General features: G+C 57.9%; 15 protein-coding genes. 11 read left to right on the forward strand and 4 right to left on the reverse strand.

Annotated features, from left to right (window positions below; translation table 11 throughout):
* Window positions 1-125 precede the first annotated feature (125 nt).
* Complete coding sequence (locus ASF29_RS15900) at window positions 126-701, forward strand: cytochrome c family protein (protein WP_062451617.1); 576 nt, start codon at window positions 126-128, stop codon at window positions 699-701.
* 60 nt (window positions 702-761) lie between these two features.
* Here ASF29_RS15900 and ASF29_RS15905 read toward each other — a convergent pair whose 3' ends face one another.
* Window positions 762-3,098, reverse strand: coding sequence for a transglycosylase domain-containing protein (locus ASF29_RS15905; RefSeq protein ID WP_062451618.1), 2,337 nt, complete (start codon window positions 3,096-3,098; stop codon window positions 762-764).
* Between the two features lie 127 nt (window positions 3,099-3,225).
* Window positions 3,226-3,684 (reverse strand): YbaK/EbsC family protein, encoded by a 459-nt coding sequence (locus ASF29_RS15910; protein ID WP_062451619.1) that lies wholly within the window; start codon window positions 3,682-3,684, stop codon window positions 3,226-3,228.
* A gap of 503 nt (window positions 3,685-4,187) precedes the next feature.
* Here ASF29_RS15910 and ASF29_RS15915 point away from each other — a divergent pair.
* Window positions 4,188-4,397 carry a cold-shock protein gene (locus ASF29_RS15915; RefSeq protein WP_045230211.1) on the forward strand — a complete coding sequence of 70 codons (210 nt, stop codon included), beginning with the start codon at window positions 4,188-4,190 and terminating at the stop codon, window positions 4,395-4,397.
* Between the two features lie 458 nt (window positions 4,398-4,855).
* Here the strand turns inward: ASF29_RS15915 and ASF29_RS15925 are convergent, their stop codons facing one another.
* Together ASF29_RS15925 and ASF29_RS15930 are read right to left on the reverse strand one after the other, a co-directional pair.
* On the reverse strand, window positions 4,856-6,247 hold the full coding sequence (locus ASF29_RS15925) for a M20/M25/M40 family metallo-hydrolase (protein WP_062451621.1): 1,392 nt from the start codon (window positions 6,245-6,247) through the stop codon (window positions 4,856-4,858).
* Window positions 6,248-6,321: 74 nt separating this feature from the next.
* Complete coding sequence (locus ASF29_RS15930; RefSeq protein WP_062451622.1) at window positions 6,322-6,765, reverse strand: MarR family transcriptional regulator; 444 nt, start codon at window positions 6,763-6,765, stop codon at window positions 6,322-6,324.
* A 416-nt stretch (window positions 6,766-7,181) separates the two neighbouring features.
* Here ASF29_RS15930 and polA point away from each other — a divergent pair, with 416 nt between their 5' ends.
* The 9 genes from polA to ASF29_RS15975 all read left to right on the forward strand — a co-directional run bounded on the left by polA (window position 7,182) and on the right by ASF29_RS15975 (window position 18,234).
* On the forward strand, window positions 7,182-10,175 hold the full coding sequence (gene polA, locus ASF29_RS15935) for a DNA polymerase I (RefSeq protein WP_062451706.1): 2,994 nt from the start codon (window positions 7,182-7,184) through the stop codon (window positions 10,173-10,175).
* A 71-nt stretch (window positions 10,176-10,246) separates the two neighbouring features.
* The gene (locus ASF29_RS15940; protein ID WP_062451623.1) at window positions 10,247-10,969 is read left to right on the forward strand and encodes a DUF1868 domain-containing protein; all 723 of its coding nucleotides are present in this window, start codon (window positions 10,247-10,249) and stop codon (window positions 10,967-10,969) included.
* A gap of 193 nt (window positions 10,970-11,162) precedes the next feature.
* Entirely contained in the window at window positions 11,163-11,348 is a 186-nt protein-coding gene (rpmF, locus tag ASF29_RS15945; RefSeq protein WP_003507205.1) for a 50S ribosomal protein L32, read from the forward strand.
* Window positions 11,349-11,485: 137 nt separating this feature from the next.
* Window positions 11,486-13,309, forward strand: a complete 1,824-nt coding sequence (locus ASF29_RS15950; RefSeq protein ID WP_062451707.1) for a sensor histidine kinase — start codon at window positions 11,486-11,488, stop codon at window positions 13,307-13,309.
* Window positions 13,306-14,667 carry a sigma-54 dependent transcriptional regulator gene (locus ASF29_RS15955; protein ID WP_062451624.1) on the forward strand — a complete coding sequence of 454 codons (1,362 nt, stop codon included), beginning with the start codon at window positions 13,306-13,308 and terminating at the stop codon, window positions 14,665-14,667. The genes ASF29_RS15950 and ASF29_RS15955 overlap by 4 nt, the downstream gene beginning before the upstream one ends.
* 214 nt (window positions 14,668-14,881) lie before the next feature.
* The gene (locus ASF29_RS15960) at window positions 14,882-15,865 is read left to right on the forward strand and encodes a tripartite tricarboxylate transporter substrate-binding protein (RefSeq protein ID WP_062451625.1); all 984 of its coding nucleotides are present in this window, start codon (window positions 14,882-14,884) and stop codon (window positions 15,863-15,865) included.
* A 72-nt stretch (window positions 15,866-15,937) separates the two neighbouring features.
* Window positions 15,938-16,399, forward strand: a complete 462-nt coding sequence (locus tag ASF29_RS15965) for a tripartite tricarboxylate transporter TctB family protein (protein ID WP_062451626.1) — start codon at window positions 15,938-15,940, stop codon at window positions 16,397-16,399.
* Between the two features lie 8 nt (window positions 16,400-16,407).
* Window positions 16,408-17,913 (forward strand): tripartite tricarboxylate transporter permease, encoded by a 1,506-nt coding sequence (locus ASF29_RS15970; RefSeq protein ID WP_062451627.1) that lies wholly within the window; start codon window positions 16,408-16,410, stop codon window positions 17,911-17,913.
* A 108-nt stretch (window positions 17,914-18,021) separates the two neighbouring features.
* On the forward strand, window positions 18,022-18,234 hold the full coding sequence (locus tag ASF29_RS15975; protein ID WP_062451628.1) for a SlyX family protein: 213 nt from the start codon (window positions 18,022-18,024) through the stop codon (window positions 18,232-18,234).
* The last annotated feature ends 1 nt before the right edge of the window (window position 18,235 follow it).

Consider the following 18,235-nt stretch of genomic DNA (forward strand, 5'->3'; position numbering starts at 1 on the left):
AAAAGTGGCAATACGTCACGGTGCGGGGAGCATATTCAAGTTGCGCAGGCTGTGCAAAAGCCATAGCTTTCGAGCAATTTCAAGATGTCCGTTTGATGCGAACGGTTGTGAGGGAGCGCAGATCAATGAATTCACAGGTTAACATGGCGGTCGGTGCCCTTTTGGGCACGATTTTCGTCCTGATGTCGGTGTCTATCGCGTCGGAAGGAATTTTCCACGCGCCAGCCCCCGAAAAGGAAGGTTACGCCATTGTTGCGGAGACCAGCGGTGCAGACAGTGCAGGCGGCGCAGCGGAAGCTCCGGCCACGCCGATTGCCAAGCTTTTGGCGAGTGCAGATGCCGCAAAGGGCGAAACTGTCTTTAAAAAATGCACGAGCTGTCACACCGGGGAGAGCGGCGGCCCCAATAAAGTCGGCCCGAATCTCTTCGACGTCGTCAACCGCCCTATCGCCAGCCACGAAGGCTTCAGCTATTCCGCAGGCATGAAGGATTTCTCCAAGGGCGGTACGGTGAAGTGGGATTACGACCATCTCAGCTACTTCATCGAGGCCCCCAAGAAGCATGTTCCAGGCACAGCCATGGGCTTTGCCGGTATCAAGAAGGAAACGGAACGCGCAGACCTGATCGCTTATCTGCGCTCGCTTTCGGCCAATCCGGCACCATTGCCAGATCCGAATGCAGCTCCTGAGGTCATCAACTGATAGAGAAAAGCCCGGCCTGACCGGGCTTTTTCTTGCGCGGACGGCACGATGCACTCAGGATCAATTGCCCATCAATATATCGAAGAGGGTTGTCTGCTTGGGCGCTGCCTGTCGCGGCTGTGGACCGCCGCCTATATCCGCCGGTGGAACGGGGCCGCCGTCACCACCACCATATTGCTGGCGGGGAAATTGCTGGGACGGCGCGTCGACCGGTGGATAGGCAGGTGTGGACGCCGTCTGGTCATGACCGACGGGCGCTGCCGGATAATCCGGCGGGACGGGCGCGGACCCGCCGCCCAATGCATTTGATATGATATCGCCGATCGACTGCGGCGGAGCCGCGGGGGCGGATGCCATGGGCTGGCCGGCATCAGGTGCGCCATAGGCACCCAGTCCGAAGAGTGGAGACGGGCTCAAGCCGGAATGGGCCGCCGTCATGAATTCCTTCCACGCCTTGGCAGGCAATCCGCCGCCAGTGACTTTCTTCATCGACGTGCCGTCATCATTGCCGAACCAGACGCCCGTGGTAAGCGTGCTGGTATAGCCGACGAACAGAGCATCGCGGAAGGATTGCGTCGTTCCGGACTTACCTGCCGCCTGCCATCCCTTGAGTCGCGCAGCCTTGCCGGTGCCCTCGTTGATGACGCCAGTCAACATGCTGTTCATGGTGGCGGCAATACCTTCGCTCAATACGCGTGGCGGATTGTCGTATTTGTTTTCGTAAAGGACCTTGCCGTCAGCATCGGTGATCCGCTTGACGATGTGAGGCGTTGCCTTGAAGCCACCATTCATCATCGGCGCATAGGCCGAGGTGAGTTCGAGAAGCGAGACTTCAGACGTTCCGAGCGCGATCGACGCATTGGCCTGGAGATCGGACTCGATGCCCATGCGATGGGCGACCTGCGTGACGCGGTCCGGCCCGACCTCCATGACGAGTTGCGCTGCTATCGTATTGAGCGAATTGGCAAGCGCCGTCGCCAGCGTCACCTCGCCGCGATATTTCTGGTCGTAGTTTTCAGGAGTCCATTTGCCGATTTTGACCGGTGCGTCATTGCGGATGGAATTCGGTGTCAAACCATTTTCAAGCGCGGCGATATAAACGAATGGCTTGAATGCCGAGCCAGGCTGTCTTTTAGCCTTCGAGGCACGATTGAACTGGCTTTGCGCGTAGTCCGCACCACCCACGACGGCACGAATCGCACCCGTTCCATCGATGGAAGCCAGCGCTGCCTGCGAGGCACCCTGCTTGCGGCCTTCGCCCTTCAACACATCCGAAAGCGCTTTTTCCGCCTCTTTCTCCAGATCGAGATCGATGGTGGTATCGACGACGAGATCCTGTTTGACATCGCCGATCAATCCTCGCACCTCGTCCAGCACCATGTCGGCTGCATAGTGTTCAGCGCCTGACCAGAAGCGCTTTGCCTTCGTCGGCGGCTGCGACATGGCGGTCTTGATCTCGTCTTCCGTGATGAATCCGACATCGCGCATCGACTGAAGAACCACCTGCGCACGCTCTTCTGCCGCCTGGGGATCACGCGCCGGAGACAGGCGTGACGGGGCCTTCAACAAGCCGGCGAGAAGTGCGGCTTCACCCAGATTGACGTCACGCGCCGACTTGTTGAAGTAGCGACGCGATGCCGCCTCGACGCCATAGGCATTGGATCCGAAATAGACGCGGTTGAGATACATCGCCAGAATCTGGTCTTTGGTGTATTTCTGCTCCAGCCAGAAGGACAGCAACACTTCCTGAATCTTGCGCTCGATAGTCCGGTCCGGGGACAAAAACAGGTTCTTGGCGAGCTGCTGTGTCAAGGTGGAGCCACCCTGAAGCGTACGACCGCTGACGACGTTGGTGACGATCGCGCGGGCAAGGCCTAGGGGATCGATGCCGAAATGCGAATAAAAGCGCCGGTCTTCGATGGCGATCACAGCCTGCGGCAGATAAGGCGACATGTCCTCAAGCGATAGAGCTTCGCCACCGGTGGTGCCGCGATTGGCAAGGACCGAACCGTCAACGGCAACGATTTTCAGATTTGGCGGTCGTTCGGGAATGGACCATGTGCTGGCACTGGGCATGCGCGTGCCGTAATAGAAGACGACGCCTGCAACGGCTATTCCGCCCCATATGCCCAGGACGATGCACCAATAGAAGCAACGGCGGATGAAACCCATGATGCCGACGCCAGTTTCGCTGCGCGTGTTGCGAACCGGCTTTTGCGTTTTCGTCTTGCGATCCCGCTTCTGCGGTCTCTCGGGCTCGAAATCGTCTTTCTTTTTACCGCTGCCCCTGGTGCCGTTGATTCGGTCCGTCTCATTCAGGCGCAGGTCATCGCCGGATTCGTGAAAATCTCCGAAAGAAGGTTCTACGCGTTGGCGTGACTTGCCACTACCTGCCATCTGCGGGAAATCGCTCCATGATATTTTGGCGGCGCTACGTGCGGCTCCTGATCGACGTTTCTTCCCGATGGAGCTTAAATGCGGCGATTTAAGGTGGGGTTAAGGAAGAGGTCTCTTCACGTTGCCGTCACTGGCAGACGTCGACCCATTCGGCCCCGGTCAGCGCCGCAATGTGGTCTGGCGCTATGCGAACGGCGGCGTTGGTCGCACCTGCGGCGGGCAGCACTTCGGAATGCTGTTTCAGGGAAATGTCGCAGAAGACCGGCAAGGGATCGGGCAAACCGAAGGGACATACGCCGCCTATGGGATGGCTTGTCATTGCCACGACATCCTCGGAACCAAGCATTCGCGGCTTGACGCCGAAACGGTCTTTGAACTTGCGATTGTCCAGCCGCTTCGTTCCCGCTGTAACAACGAGAAGGATGCGATCACCCGCTTTGAGGCAAATGGTCTTCGCAATCTGATCGGGGTCGACACCGTGCGCCTGCGCAGCCAAATCGACGGTGGCGGAGCTTTCAGGCGTCTCTATCACCGAAATCTCAGGTGCATGGACAGCGAAATATTCTATGACAGAATGGAGGCTCATGCGTAATCTTTAGGCGATGACGCCAGAATGGACAAGTATTTTCGATGAGATATGCGCTCAATGCAATGCTGCGGTGCAATGTCAGCTCTGTTTTTCATACGGAATCGGTGTATTTTCAAATCATCGAAGCGACGCACTCCTCCTCCCAGCGTCGCCCGATTGGACTGACAACACTCCTCCTCCCAGTTGTCAGTCAGTTTCAAGAACCCGGCGCACCTCCTCCCGCGCCGGGTTTTTGCTTTCAGACTTTGCCCTAACTATCTGAGATCAACCCTTTTCGTGTGCAGCGCACACTGAAAAATCCGGCTTTCGCATCTCGCCTTTTCATCAAACAAACTTGACTTATCCGCATCACCATCTTAGGTGTTTCGCCATCGATATTTGTTTGACGACCAGAGCTTCGGCGTTTTCATAGACGCATACGACGATCTTTCCTTCAAATTCGAGAACATCCGCACTGAATTTCGGTGCAAACGTAATTTGCCAACGGAAGGAACATCGTTATGGCGACTGGTACAGTAAAGTGGTTCAACGCAACCAAGGGCTACGGCTTCATTCAGCCTGACGACGGCGCACAGGACGTGTTCGTACACATCTCTGCAGTTGAGCGCGCTGGCCTCAACGGCCTCAAGGATGGTCAGAAGATCACCTACGAACTGGTTCAGGACCGTCGTTCTGGCAAGATGTCTGCAGACAGCATCGTTGCTGCCTAATTAGAGCTTCCGTCGGCCTTTGCCGATACGGTGCACGGAAAGGCCAGGTCACCCTGGCCTTTTTCTGTTTCGGACTGATCGCGTAAGAGTGTCGATAGCGACCAGCGACGGGCATTTATGATTTATTCCGCCACTCCCTTGAAATTGCCGTAGTTGTTTCCGATATAGGGTTCAGCGGTATTTCAGCAACTTCCGAATTTGGAAATCAACCGCGTGTTTGCGGCTTGTGCGTTAACCAAAGATTAACCAAAGCAGAGCAATCATGTTTCGGAAGACACGTGCGACAGCAAAACACTGGCGCCGTGCTGGAATACCAGACCGTTTTAAGCGCTTTGACCACGGATGTACTGGCACTGCAGCTGAAACGGAAGGAAAGGTCGGGCTTGCCCGGCCTTTTTGCTTTTTCGGGCCTTTCGTCAACCATGGCGCCGCCCTTAGATAAGGGCAGCGCCATCTTTTTATCTGACGCTTAGCGCTTCCAATATTCTGACCCAAGAGCGAATACCCTTGTGGAACGACTGCAGGTCATATTTTTCGTTCGGTGAGTGAATTCGGTCGTCGGTCAAACCGAAACCGATCATGAGCGAGTCCATGCCCAGCAGGTTCTGGAAATCACCGACAATCGGGATCGACCCGCCCATCCCGATGACCACGGCCTGCTTTGCCCATTCGTCGGACAAGGCGCTTTTTGCCTTCGTCAAGGCAGGCGAATCGTAAGAAAGCTGAATAGCTGGCGAACCGCCGTGCTCATGGAATTCGACCGCACAATCGGCGGGAATTTTCGAGCGGACATAGGCGCGGAAGCTCTCGCGAACAGCAGCTGGATCCTGCTTGCCCACCAGACGGAAGGAAATCTTGGCCGAGGCCTTGGCCGCGATGACCGTCTTGAAGCCTTCGCCTGTATAGCCGCCTGTGATGCCGTTGACTTCGGCAGTCGGGCGCGCCCATGTCAGCTCAAGAACAGAACGGCCTTTCTCGCCTGACGGTACCGACAGCCCGACATCTCCCAGAAAACTTTCCGCTGTCCGCCCGAGACTTTCCCAAGACGCCTTGATGTTGGAGGGTGTCTCTTCAACGCCGTCATAAAAGCCAGGCAGTGTTACACGTCCGGTCTCATCGTGAAGACCGGCAAGAATGCCGCTCAGAATATGTATGGGGTTAGCAGCCGCCCCGCCGAAAAGACCCGAATGAAGATCGCGGTCTGCGCCGGTGATCACAATCTCCTCGCCCACAAGGCCGCGCAGTGCCGCAGCGATGGCCGGCGTTTCGCGGTCCCACATACTTGTATCGCATACCAGCGCATAGTCCGCCTTCAGCTCTTCCGCATTGGCATCGAGGAATGGCTTAAGCGATGGCGAGCCCGATTCCTCTTCGCCCTCGAACAGGATCGTGATGCGCAGCGGCAGGGAACCATGCACCTGCTTGTATGCCCGGCAGGCTTCGACGAAGGTCATCAGCTGACCCTTGTCGTCAGATGTGCCTCTGCCTGTAATGACCTGACGGCCCTCGCCTATGTCCTTCAATGCCGGATCGAACGGGTCGTTCTCCCACAGGGAGATGGGATCGACAGGCTGAACGTCGTAATGTCCGTAAAACAGCACATGCGGCGCATCGGCGGTTGGTGCATCATGGTGTGCGACGACCATGGGATGGCCCGCCGTGTCGCGTATGGACGCGTTGAACCCTATGGCGGTCAAGTCGCGAACCAGCCATTCGGCCGCCTTGCGGCACTCAGCCTTGTAAGCGGGGTCAGTCGAAATCGATTTGACGCGGACGAGCTCGAAAAGCCTGTCGAGGCTGGCATTGAGATTGTCGTCAACCGCCGAGAGAACGGGGGAAATATCTGTCATTACGCGATCCTGTCATGCAAAGATCTGACAAGGATAGAGCAAAGCGGCACCGGTATCGAGCTGGAAAATTAGCCTCATGCATTGGAATCCGAAACCTTCCCGGCTTCGATGGCGCGTCCCATATATTCCAGCAGCAACTGCCGCTCGAAACGCAACAGCCCCGCCAGCACGGTCTCGTCCGTGGCTCTGGACGCGGAAATGGCCTGCAATTCCAGCTCCCTTCCCCTTTCAGTCAGCTCGATGACCTGGGCGCGGCGGTCTCGCGGGTGGGGCTTTCGCACGATGAGGCCGTCTCGCTCCATGCGGGCCAATGTGTTGGCAAGCGTCGCCTGCTCCACGTCGACCCGGTCGAGAAGCTGCCGTTGCGTCAACCCATCCTCGTTCCACAATTCCAGCAATATGGGAAACTGCCCTTGCGAAAAGCCCAGGGCAGCCGCGCGTTTGTTCAACGCCTTCGAAAAGGTCTTCGCCAGTTGAGCGGCGAGATAGGTCGCCGAGTCGTTTCTTGAAAAACGCATGTCCCATCCTAAACATGCAGCGATGCTGCAGTTATATATCACGCTATTTAGGTGAGCAGGCTTTCGTGAAACATGCGTTCATGCGCTTGACGACGCACCATAAAAAAACGCCATGGCCGGGAGGGGACGGCCATGGCGTTTATATTGAAGGACAAAGGCCCGGAGAGGGGGATAGGCCTTTGTCCGGTCTGATGCGGCGGGGGACGAGCCTGCAATCAGACACGGCGTGATCAGTCGCCGTCCTCCAAGAAATGAGGCTGCAAATGCGGCTTTTCAAGGGAAGCCCGGATTACAAATTTGTAACGTTATGGTGAGGTTTGAACCCGGCGTAGCGTGTCCCGGAAACAGTGGGTTGGTCCGATACCTCAAGAACTTTCTATGGACGCCAACACAGGCCCGCGCTATCCATGCTTCCCATGAAAAAAGGCGATCACCTCTTCCTCGTAGACGGCTCCGGTTTCATCTTCCGGGCGTTCCATGCCATTCCCGCGCTCAACCGCAAATCGGATGGATTGCCGGTCAATGCCGTATCCGGTTTCTGCAACATGTTGTGGAAGCTGCTGAAGGATGCGCGCAACACCGATGTCGGCGTGACGCCCACGCATTTTGCGGTGATTTTCGACTATTCTTCGAAAACCTTCCGCAATGAGCTTTACGATCTCTACAAGGCCAATCGTTCGGCGCCGCCGGAAGATCTGGTGCCGCAGTTCGGCCTGATCCGCCACGCAACCCGCGCCTTTAATCTGCCCTGCATCGAGACGGAAGGGTTTGAGGCCGACGATATCATTGCCACTTACGCCCGTCAGGCCGAGGCCATCGGCGCGGATGTGACGATCATCTCATCCGACAAGGACCTGATGCAGCTCGTCACCGCCAATGTGCATATGTACGACGCGATGAAGGACAAGCAGATCGGCGTGCCCGATGTCATCGAAAAATGGGGCGTTGCGCCCGAAAAGATGATCGACCTGCAAGCCATGACAGGCGACTCGACCGATAACATTCCCGGCATTCCGGGTATCGGTCCGAAGACGGCGGCGCAGTTGCTGGGTGAATATGGCGATCTCGATACGCTGCTGGAACGTGCTGGTGAAATCAAGCAGCAGAAGCGCCGCGAAAACATTGTTGCCAATGCGGAACTGGCGCGCCTTTCTCGGCAGCTCGTGGCGCTCAGAACCGATGTGCCACTGGAACTGCCGCTGGATGCACTGACACTGGAGCCGCAGGATGGCCCCAAGCTCATCGCCTTCCTGAAGGCCATGGAATTCACCACGCTCACGCGTCGCGTGGCCGAAACCACAGGCGCGGATGCCGCTGCCATCGATGCCGCCAATGTTCCAGTGGAACGCGGCGCGCAGGCGCATGGTCCCGATCTGGATGGGGCACCGGCAGAGCCCGCAGGCGACAAGGCCACACCTCTGGATGAGAGCGCTGTCGAAAACGCCTCTGCCATTGCCTCTAAACTGGAAGGCAGCACGCCCGCCGCGCTTTCCTCCAGCCGTGAAGCCAATTTTTCCGCTGCCAAGATCGATATCACCGCCTATCAGACCATCCGTACGGTTGAAGAGCTGGATCGCTGGGTGGCCATGGCGCGGGAAACCGGCGTTGTTGCCTTCGATACGGAAACCACCTCGCTCGATCCGATGCAGGCCGAACTGGTCGGCTTTTCGTTGGCGATTGCCAATAACCGCAAGGATGCAACGGGCGCGGAGATCATCGCCGCCTACGTGCCGATCTCCCACAAGACTGGTTCGGGCGGAGATCTGTTCAGCGATGGCATCAAGCTTGCTCCTGATCAGATACCGGCACGCGATGCGCTGGATCGCTTGAAGGCGCTTCTGGAAGACCCCGCCGTTCTCAAGGTCGCACAAAACCTGAAATACGACTATCTGCTGGTCAAGCGCCTCGGCATCACCATGCAGAGTTTCGATGATACGATGCTGATGTCCTATGTGCTGGAAGCGGGCAAAGGCCTGCACGGCATGGATGCCCTGTCCGAACGCTGGCTCGGCCACACGCCGATTGCTTATAAGGACGTCGCAGGCTCGGGCAAATCGGGCGTCACCTTCGATTTCGTCGATATCGACAAGGCAACCGCCTATGCCGCCGAAGATGCCGACGTCACGTTGCGTTTGTGGATGGTGCTGAAACCGCGCCTCGTGGCCGACCGCCTGACTGCCGTCTATGAGCGGCTGGAGCGCCCGCTGCTGCCGGTTCTCGCCCGCATGGAAGAGCGCGGCATCACCGTCGACCGGCAAATCCTGTCGCGTCTTTCCGGCGAGCTCGCGCAAAAGGCTGCGGCCTTCGAAGAAGAGATTTACGAGCTGGCAGGCGAAAAGTTCAACATCGGCTCGCCCAAGCAGCTGGGAGATATTCTGTTTGGCAGAATGGGTCTGCCAGGTGGTTCCAAGACCAAGACCGGACAATGGTCCACCTCCGCACAGGTTCTGGAAGATCTGGCCGCCGAAGGTGCCGAACTGCCGCGCAAGATCGTTGACTGGCGCCAGCTGACCAAGCTGAAATCCACCTATACGGATGCGCTTCCCGGCTATATCCATGCCGATACGAAGCGGGTCCACACCTCCTATTCGCTGGCATCGACCACCACCGGTCGCCTATCCTCCTCTGAGCCCAATCTTCAGAACATTCCGGTGCGCACCGCAGAAGGCCGCAAGATTCGTACGGCCTTTGTGTCTACGCCCGGCAACAAGCTTCTGTCTGCCGACTACAGCCAGATCGAGCTTCGCGTTCTCGCCCATGTCGCCGATATTCCGCAGTTGAGAAACGCCTTTGAAAACGGCATCGATATTCATGCCATGACAGCGTCGGAAATGTTCGGCGTTCCGGTCGAAGGCATGCCGTCTGAAGTGCGCCGCCGCGCAAAGGCCATCAACTTCGGCATTATCTACGGGATTTCCTCTTTTGGTCTCGCCAACCAGCTCAGCATCGGGCGCTCGGAAGCCGGCGAATACATCAAGAAGTATTTCGAGCGCTTTCCTGGCATCCGCGACTATATGGAAAACACCAAGGCCATCGCGCGCGACAAGGGTTATGTCGAAACCATCTTCGGTCGCCGCATCAACTATCCGGAAATCAAGTCGTCCAATCCTTCGGTGCGCGCCTTCAATGAACGCGCTGCCATCAACGCGCCCATTCAGGGCTCTGCGGCCGATATCATCCGCCGCGCCATGATCCGCATCGAACCGGCTCTGGAAGAGGCCAAGCTTGCTGCACGCATGCTGTTGCAGGTGCATGACGAATTGATCTTCGAGGTGGAAGAGGGCGAGATCGACAAGACTTTGCCGGTCGTGGTCTCGATCATGGAAAATGCGGCCATGCCTGCCATCGACGTGAAGGTGCCGCTGAAGGTGGATGCGCGTGCCGCCGCCAACTGGGACGAGGCGCACTGACGCTGCCCTGTCATTGAAGTGTCGCGTGCCGGGAGTAGGAGGCTACCTTGCTTACAAGGAGCCTTTGCACCATGCACGCGCCGTTCGTTTCACAAAAGCTTGCCGCCTTTTCCACCGCCAGTAACGATGCGCCGCCGCGTCATCTCGGAACCCGGTATGATCTGAACGGCGAATTTCTGCATGAACCGGGAAACACGGTCGTCTGTCATCTGGCGGAAGGGTCGCGCACGCAATATGCGATCATCAAGACCCGCAAGCAGCTTCTCGATATGCCGGAAGCGCACAGCCATCTGGCCTTCACGCCCACCTCCAGCCTGCACATGACGGTGTTTCAGGGCATTATCGAGCATCGCCGCACCTGGCCCTATTGGCCAAAGGAGATGCCGGACGATACGTCCATCGAAGCGATGACGGATTTCTATCTGGAAAAACTTCAGGCCTTTCCGCAGCTTCCGGTCTGTGCCATGCAGGTTTCCGGCCTCTCACCTCTGGGCCTGACATTGAAAGGGGCAACGGCAGGGGACGACCGTGCGATTGCCGAATGGCGCAATGCCTTTGCCGATGTCTTCGGCTATCGCCATCCCGACCACGAGACCTATGAGTTCCACATCACCTTCGCCTATATCATGCGCTGGTTCGACCCCGGATGCCTGCCGCGCTGGCAAAGAATGCTGGATGAAAGCCTTGAGCAGCTGCGGTCTGCGGTTCCGGTTCTGGAAATGCGCCCGCCAGCATTCTGTGAATTCAGCGATATGAAGCATTTTGAGGAATTGATCGTTTTCGACCCTGTCTGATAGTCAGTGTCAAAAGCTTTCGCATAAGACCTGTCTTGGCGATTCGGACATTCTTGAAAAAATCGACGCCGGGGCTGGTCAAAGCCCCGGGAGGCATGTATAAGCGCGCCAAAATTCAGATATAGAAACATGTGACATTCGGCCTGGGTCCTGGCTGGTTCCCGTGTTTCGCCGCTTCAGTGGAGTTACACAAATGGCAGTACCTAAGAGAAAAACAAGCCCGTCCAAGCGTGGCATGCGTCGTTCGGCCGATGGCCTGAAGTCCGCAACCTACGTTGAAGACAAGAACTCCGGCGAATTGCGTCGCCCACACCACATCGACCTGAAGACAGGCATGTACCGTGGTCGTCAGGTTCTGACGCCGAAGGAAAGCGCATAATTTTTGCGCCTTCTTTAAGTTACGAAAAGCCGGCCTTTGGGTCGGCTTTTTTGTTTTGGGGCTCGCACTGCGATCCCGCTTGGAAAATCGAGCGCCTCCACTTAGACTTGCACCCGGGAATGTGGAGGGGGAGATTGGTGACATATCGCTGGATCGGTATCGTGATTGTTTGCCTGGGGCTGGGCGGTATCGCCTTGACCAAGGGGAGCGATCTCGTTGCCGAAAGCTATTTCGATGAAGTGGCGGCCCAAGGCGGCACCACGCTGCGGCTGGCGGTCTCGGCACTTGGCGGGCATCTCAGCCGCTATGAACCGCTGCCCGCCTTGATGGCCGATCATGACGATATCGAGGAGCTTGTCGCGCACCCGCAAGATCAGTCGTTGCGATTGCGGGCCAATATCTACCTGAAATCCATCAACGATCTGCTGAAATCCTCCGATATCTACATCATGACACTGGATGGCGAGACGATTGCCGCCAGCAATTATGATGGCCCGGCCAGCTTCGTCGGCCAGAATTTCAGCTACCGCCCTTATTTTCAGGATGCCGCCAAAGGCCAGCAATCGAAATTCTTTGCGCTCGGCACCACGTCGCACAAGCGCGGCTATTATTTCGCCTCACCCATTCTCTTCAACGGCGAGATCAAGGGCGTCATCGTTTTCAAGGTGGATATCGAAGGTATCGAGGCATCCTTCGGCAATGGTGAGAACCGTATCTTCGTCAATGATCCGGAAGGCATCATCTTCATGACGGGAACGCCGGAATGGCTCTATTCCGCTATTCAGCCACTGACGCCCGAACGCATTGCCAAGACCGAGAGCTCACGCCGCTATTCAGATGCTAATCTACAACAGCTTGCGGTGACCCACAGCACCTTCGGTAATCATGATCTGATGACCATCCGCGAGGGTGAGCAGGACCGGGAGTATATTTCGCTTTCGCAGGACATGCCCGACGCTGGATGGACGGTCAATGTGCTGATGGACACCGGCTCCATACGCACACAGGTCAAAACCACGATGATCGCCATCGTCCTGTGCCTCTGCCTTGCAGGGGCGCTGATGGCCGCCATGTTGCAGCGGCGTAAGCGATTGCGCGACCGGCTGATCCATCAGGCGGAAGCGCAGGCCGAACTGGAACGGCGCGTAGAAGAGCGCACCGCCGATCTCGCGCGCGTCAACCGCGATATCAAGCATGAGATTGCCGAACGTCGCCAGACCGAAAAGCGGCTGCGCAAGACCCAGAAGGATCTGATTCAGGCTGGCAAGCTGGCCGCGCTCGGCCAAATGTCGGCGGCCTTGTCTCATGAGTTCAACCAGCCGCTGGCTGCGGCCAAGACCTACGCCGAAAGCGCCTCTTTGCTGATAGAGCGTGGCCGGGTGGGCGAGGCATCTGACAATCTCAAGCGCATCTCGGCGCTGATCGACCGCATGGCCGCCATTGGCAAGCATCTGCGCAACTTCGCACGCAAGCCGAACGAAAAACTCGGCCCTGTGCCGCTGGATGCGGTGGTCAGCGATACGTTGGAGATCGTCAATGCCCGGCTGAAGGCGGCCGATGCGCACTTGGCGGTCGATTTCGGGCCGGTGCCGCTCTTCGTCAAGGCTGGGCCGGTACGGCTTCAGCAGGTTCTGGTCAACATCATCTCCAATGCCGCCGATGCCGTGGAAGGGTTGGAGGATCGCCGGATCGATCTCACAGCACAGCAGGAAGGCGAAAAAGTCATCCTCTCGATCCGCGATCGCGGACCCGGCGTGCCGCCCGCCATCATGGAGCGGATTTTCGATCCGTTCTTCTCCACGAAAGGCGTGGGCAAAGGGCTGGGTCTCGGGCTCTCCATCTCTTACAATATCGTCAAGGATTTCGGCGGGCGCCTCAGCGTGACCAACCTGCCTGAAGGCGGCGCGCGATTCGATATCGAACTGGACGCCCAGGCGCCGATGGAGATTGCTGCCGAATGACTGCCTCGCGTGTTCTACTGATCGATGACGAAGAGGATTTGCGGCTTTCCACCGCGCAGGCGCTGGAGCTTGCCGGTCTGGATGTCGTCACCGTCGACAATGCCGACCATGTCTTCGAACTGATCGGCTACAGTTTCGATGGCGTCATCGTCAGCGATATCAGAATGCCTGGCATGGACGGCATGACGTTGCTGCAAAAGGTGCGCGAGCTGGATGCAGAAATTCCCGTCATTCTGGTCACCGGCCATGGCGATGTACAGCTTGCCGTCAGCGCCATGCGCAACGGCGCCTATGACTTCATCGAAAAGCCGTTCAGCGTCCAATATCTCGCAGGCATCATCAAACGCGCGATAGACCGCCGCTCGCTGGTGCTGGAGAACCGTCGGCTGCGTGCCGTGGCAGGTAAGCGCGACGATCTGGAAACACGCCTACCCGGCCGCACGCAGGTCATGGTCGATCTGCGCTATCGCATCCGCGCCATCGGTGCGGCAGATGCTGATACGCTTATCATAGGTGATACGGGGGCAGGCAAGGAAGTGGTGGCCCGCGCACTCCACGATATCAGCGCCCGTGCGGACCGGCCCTTCGTCGCCATCAATTGCGCGGCACTGCCTCAGCATCTGATCGAAAGCGAGTTGTTCGGCCATGAGGCGGGTGCTTTTCCCGGTGCGCTTCGTCCGCGTTATGGCAAGTTCGAACATGCGCGTGGCGGCACCGTGCTGCTGGATGAAATCGGCTCCATGCCGTTCGATATGCAGGGCAAGCTGTTGCGTGTGCTTCAAGAGCGTACGATCACCCGCCTTGGCTCCAACGAGACCGTGGAGCTCGATGTGCGCTTCATCGCCACCAGCAAGGCTGATCTGGCGCAGGAGGCGCTGGCGGGTCGCTTCAGGCAGGATTTGCTCTATCGGCTGAATGTCGCCACCGTGCATGTGCCCTCACTTGTGCAGCGCCGCTCCGATATTCCGCTTCTCTTTTTGCAGTTGGTGCGGGAAGCAGCGGCGCGTTACGGTCGGGATGATCTCGACGTCCCCTCCGATATCGTCTCGACGCTGGCCATGCAGGATTGGCCCGGTAACGTGCGGGAACTGAGGAATGCGGCTGACCGGCTGGTGCTGGGGTTGGATGGCAGCGCCTCCGATGGGCAACCCGCATCTGCAAACGTCGAAGGCCTTTCTGCTAAAGTCGCAGAGTTCGAAAAATCCGTTCTCGCAAGAGCGATCGCTCTGCACAAAGGCAATCTTAAAGCTGTCTATGAGACGCTCGGAATATCGCGCAAGACACTCTATGAAAAAATGCAGAAGCACGCGCTGACGAAACATGGCGTTGTCGATGAAGACCTGAAAACGCTGCCCTGAAGCTTTAGAGATATTTGCATGGGTGGATTTCCACCCATCAATAATGGATAATGTTTCGCTTTCCACCCATTTTCACCCCGTGAAACGTGCTTTTCTGTCGCTGCGCTCTGCCCTGCATTGCGCCCGCGCCGCCACCGATTGCAAATAGCCTCACCCCGACCGGCGCAATAGGAGTGCGACGGTCGATGAGGCCATATTTCATCGGGAGGAAAAGATGAAAATTCTCAAAACCGTCACAGGTGCCGTGGCTGCCGCTGCCGTATCGCTGTTTGCTCTGTCCGCGTCTGCACAGACCTATCCGCAGCGCAACATCACCATGGTCGTTCCCTTCGCCGCAGGTGGCCCGACCGATACGGTTGCGCGCCTCGTTGCCGAATCCATGTCGAAGGATCTGGGACAACAGATTATCGTGGAAAATGTCGGCGGTGCCGGTGGCACGCTGGGTGCGGGCCGCGTCGCGTCCGCTGATCCGGATGGTTACACCGTCCTTCTCCACCACATCGGCATGGCAACCAGCGCCACGCTTTATCGCAAGCTGGCCTACAACACGCTCGAAGCGTTCGACTATGTCGGCCTCGTCACCGAAGTGCCGATGACCATCCTCTCGCGCAAGACGCTGGAAACCAACGACCTCAAGAGCCTGATCGAATATGCCAAGGCCAACAAGGATACGGTCACCGTCGCCAATGCCGGTATCGGTGCTGCCTCGCATCTGTGCGGCATGCTGTTCATGAGCGCCATCGAAACGCCGCTCGTCACCGTTCCCTACAAGGGCACGGGCCCTGCCATGACCGATCTTCTCGGCGGTCAGGTCGACATCATGTGCGACCAGACCACCAACACCACCAAGCAAATCCAGGGCGGCACCGTAAAGGCCTATGCCGTCACCACACCGAAGCGTCTGGACGTGCTGCCGAACGTGCCGACCTCCGCTGAAGCAGGTCTGCCGAACTTCGAAGTTGGTGTCTGGCACGGCATCTATACGCCAAAGGGCACGCCTGCCGAGATCAATGAGCGCCTGTCCAAGTCGCTTCAGCTTGCGCTGAAGGACCCGAATGTCGCAGCCCGCTTTGCCGAGCTCGGAACCACGCCATCGCCGGAAGCAGATGGCACGCCCTCGGCGCTCAAGGCCAAGCTTGAAAGCGAGATACCGCGCTGGAAAACGGTGATCGAGGCCGCTGGCCAGTACGCCGACTAAGCCTGCTATCAAGCAATCGACCGGTGGCGTTTTGATGCCGCCGGTCTTCACTCGCCAGCGGGGGACAAACATATGAAATCCATTTCTTTCGACGCAACAGAGGCGATTTGTGGCGCCTTTTTCATTCTGCTCGGCATCTTCTTTGCCTGGCAATCCTACGGGCTGGAGCTGGGAACGGCCTTTCGCATGGGCCCCGGCTATTTTCCGCTGGTGTTGTCGCTCATTCTCGTCGGGCTGGGCACGCTCATCCTCGTGCGCGCTGGCAAGGTTCAGGGAGAGCCGATGGGGCCGATCGCGTGGCGCGGCATCTTTCTCATTCTGCCTGCACCGATCTTCTTTGGTATGACCGTGCGTGGTCTGGGCTTCGTCCCGGCACTCTTCCTCAGCGCACTCATCGCATCCTTTGCATCGCATAAGATGAAACCGCTCATGGCGGTTCTGCTGTCGGTCGGCATCACCATCTTTTCCGTCGCAGTCTTCGACTACGGTCTTGGCCTGCCTTTCCAGCGCTTCGGCCCCTGGCTCAATTTCTGAGGTGCATGATGGAACTGTTCAATAATCTCGCGCTCGGTTTTTCCACCGCAACCTCCATAGACAACCTGTTCTTCTGCCTCATCGGTGTGTTGCTCGGAACCCTGATAGGCGTTCTGCCGGGCATCGGCGCCACGGCGACCATTGCCATGCTGCTGCCGATCACCTTCCAGCTGGAACCGGTTTCGTCGCTCATCATGCTGGCCGGTATTTATTACGGCGCACAATATGGCGGCTCGACCACGGCGATCCTCATCAACATGCCGGGCGAATCTTCGTCTGCCGTCACCGCCATCGATGGCTACCAGATGGCGCGCAAGGGCAAGGCAGGCGTGGCACTGGCTATTGCCGCCATCGGCTCTTTCTTCGCTGGCACGGTCTCGACCTTCCTCGTGGCAGTCTTTGCACCGCCACTCACCGCCATCGCGCTGGAGTTCGGTGCCGCCGAATATTTCTCGCTGATGGTGGTCGGGCTGGTCTCGTCCATAGCCCTTGCCCACGGCTCCATCATCAAAGCGCTGGCCATGGTGGTCTTGGGGCTACTGCTCGGTCTCGTCGGCACGGATATCTATAGCGGCACGCCGCGCTTCACTCTGGGCATTCGTGAATATGCCGATGGTCTCAACTTCGTCGCTGTCGCCGTCGGTGTCTTCGGCATCGCCGAAATCTTGAGAAACCTGGAGAATGAAAAGACACGTTCCGTCTTGATGGCCAAGGTCAGCGGCCTCCTGCCCAGCAAGGAAGACTTCAAGCAGATGATCGGCCCGGTTCTGCGCGGCACGGCCATCGGCTCGGCCCTCGGCATTCTGCCGGGCGGCGGCGCGATCCTTGCGGCCTTTGCGTCTTACACGGTGGAAAAGCGTGTCTCGAAGCACCCGGAAGAATTCGGTCATGGTGCCATTGCCGGTGTGGCTGGCCCCGAATCGGCCAACAATGCCGGTGCGCAGACCTCGTTCATTCCGCTCCTGACCCTTGGCATTCCTGCCAACCCGGTCATGGCACTTATGATAGGCGCGATGATCATTCAGGGCATCGTTCCCGGACCCAATGTCGCCACCGAACAGCCTGCGCTGTTCTGGGGCATCATCGCCTCCATGTGGATCGGCAATTTGATGCTGGTCGTTCTCAACCTACCGCTCATCGGGCTGTGGGTGAAATTGCTGACGATCCCCTACTACGTGCTTTTCCCCATCATCATGGCGTTCTGTGCCATTGGCGTCTACAGCGTCAATTCCAACGTCTACGACCTCTATGCCGTCGCCTTCTTCGGGCTCATCGGCTATGCGCTCGTCAAACTGCGCTGCGAACCGGCACCGCTTCTGCTCGGCTTCGTTCTGGGGCCGCTTCTGGAAGAAAACCTGCGGCGCGCCATGATCCTGTCGCGCGGTGACGCGACGACCTTCGTCACGCGTCCCATCAGCGCCACGTTGCTGTTGATCGCACTGGCGGTTCTGGTCGTTGTCTTCCTGCCCAGCGTCAAGAAGAAGCGCGAAGAGGTCTTCCAGGAAGAAGATTGATCTTTGACCGCATCACCGAAACCACCAAAGGCCGGGCATCATGTCCGGCCTTTGTCTTGTCTGTGAGATGTAAAGCTGGCAAAGCAGGGCCTAGATCAGGAGATGCCCATGGCCGACGACAGCGAAAACCGTATCATTGCACTCGAAGAAACCGTGGCGCATCAGGCAAAGACCATTGAGGAGCTGTCCGATCAACTGACCGAGCAATGGAAAGTCGTCGAGCAGACCCGCGCCAAACTGGATCGGCTGACCGAGCGCTTTTTGAACCTCGAAGAGCAGTCGCTGGAAGCCCCAGCCATTACCAAGCCACCGCATTATTGAG

The sequence above is a fragment of the Rhizobium sp. Leaf262 genome (genome assembly GCF_001422245.1).
Classification (GTDB): domain Bacteria; phylum Pseudomonadota; class Alphaproteobacteria; order Rhizobiales; family Rhizobiaceae; genus Agrobacterium.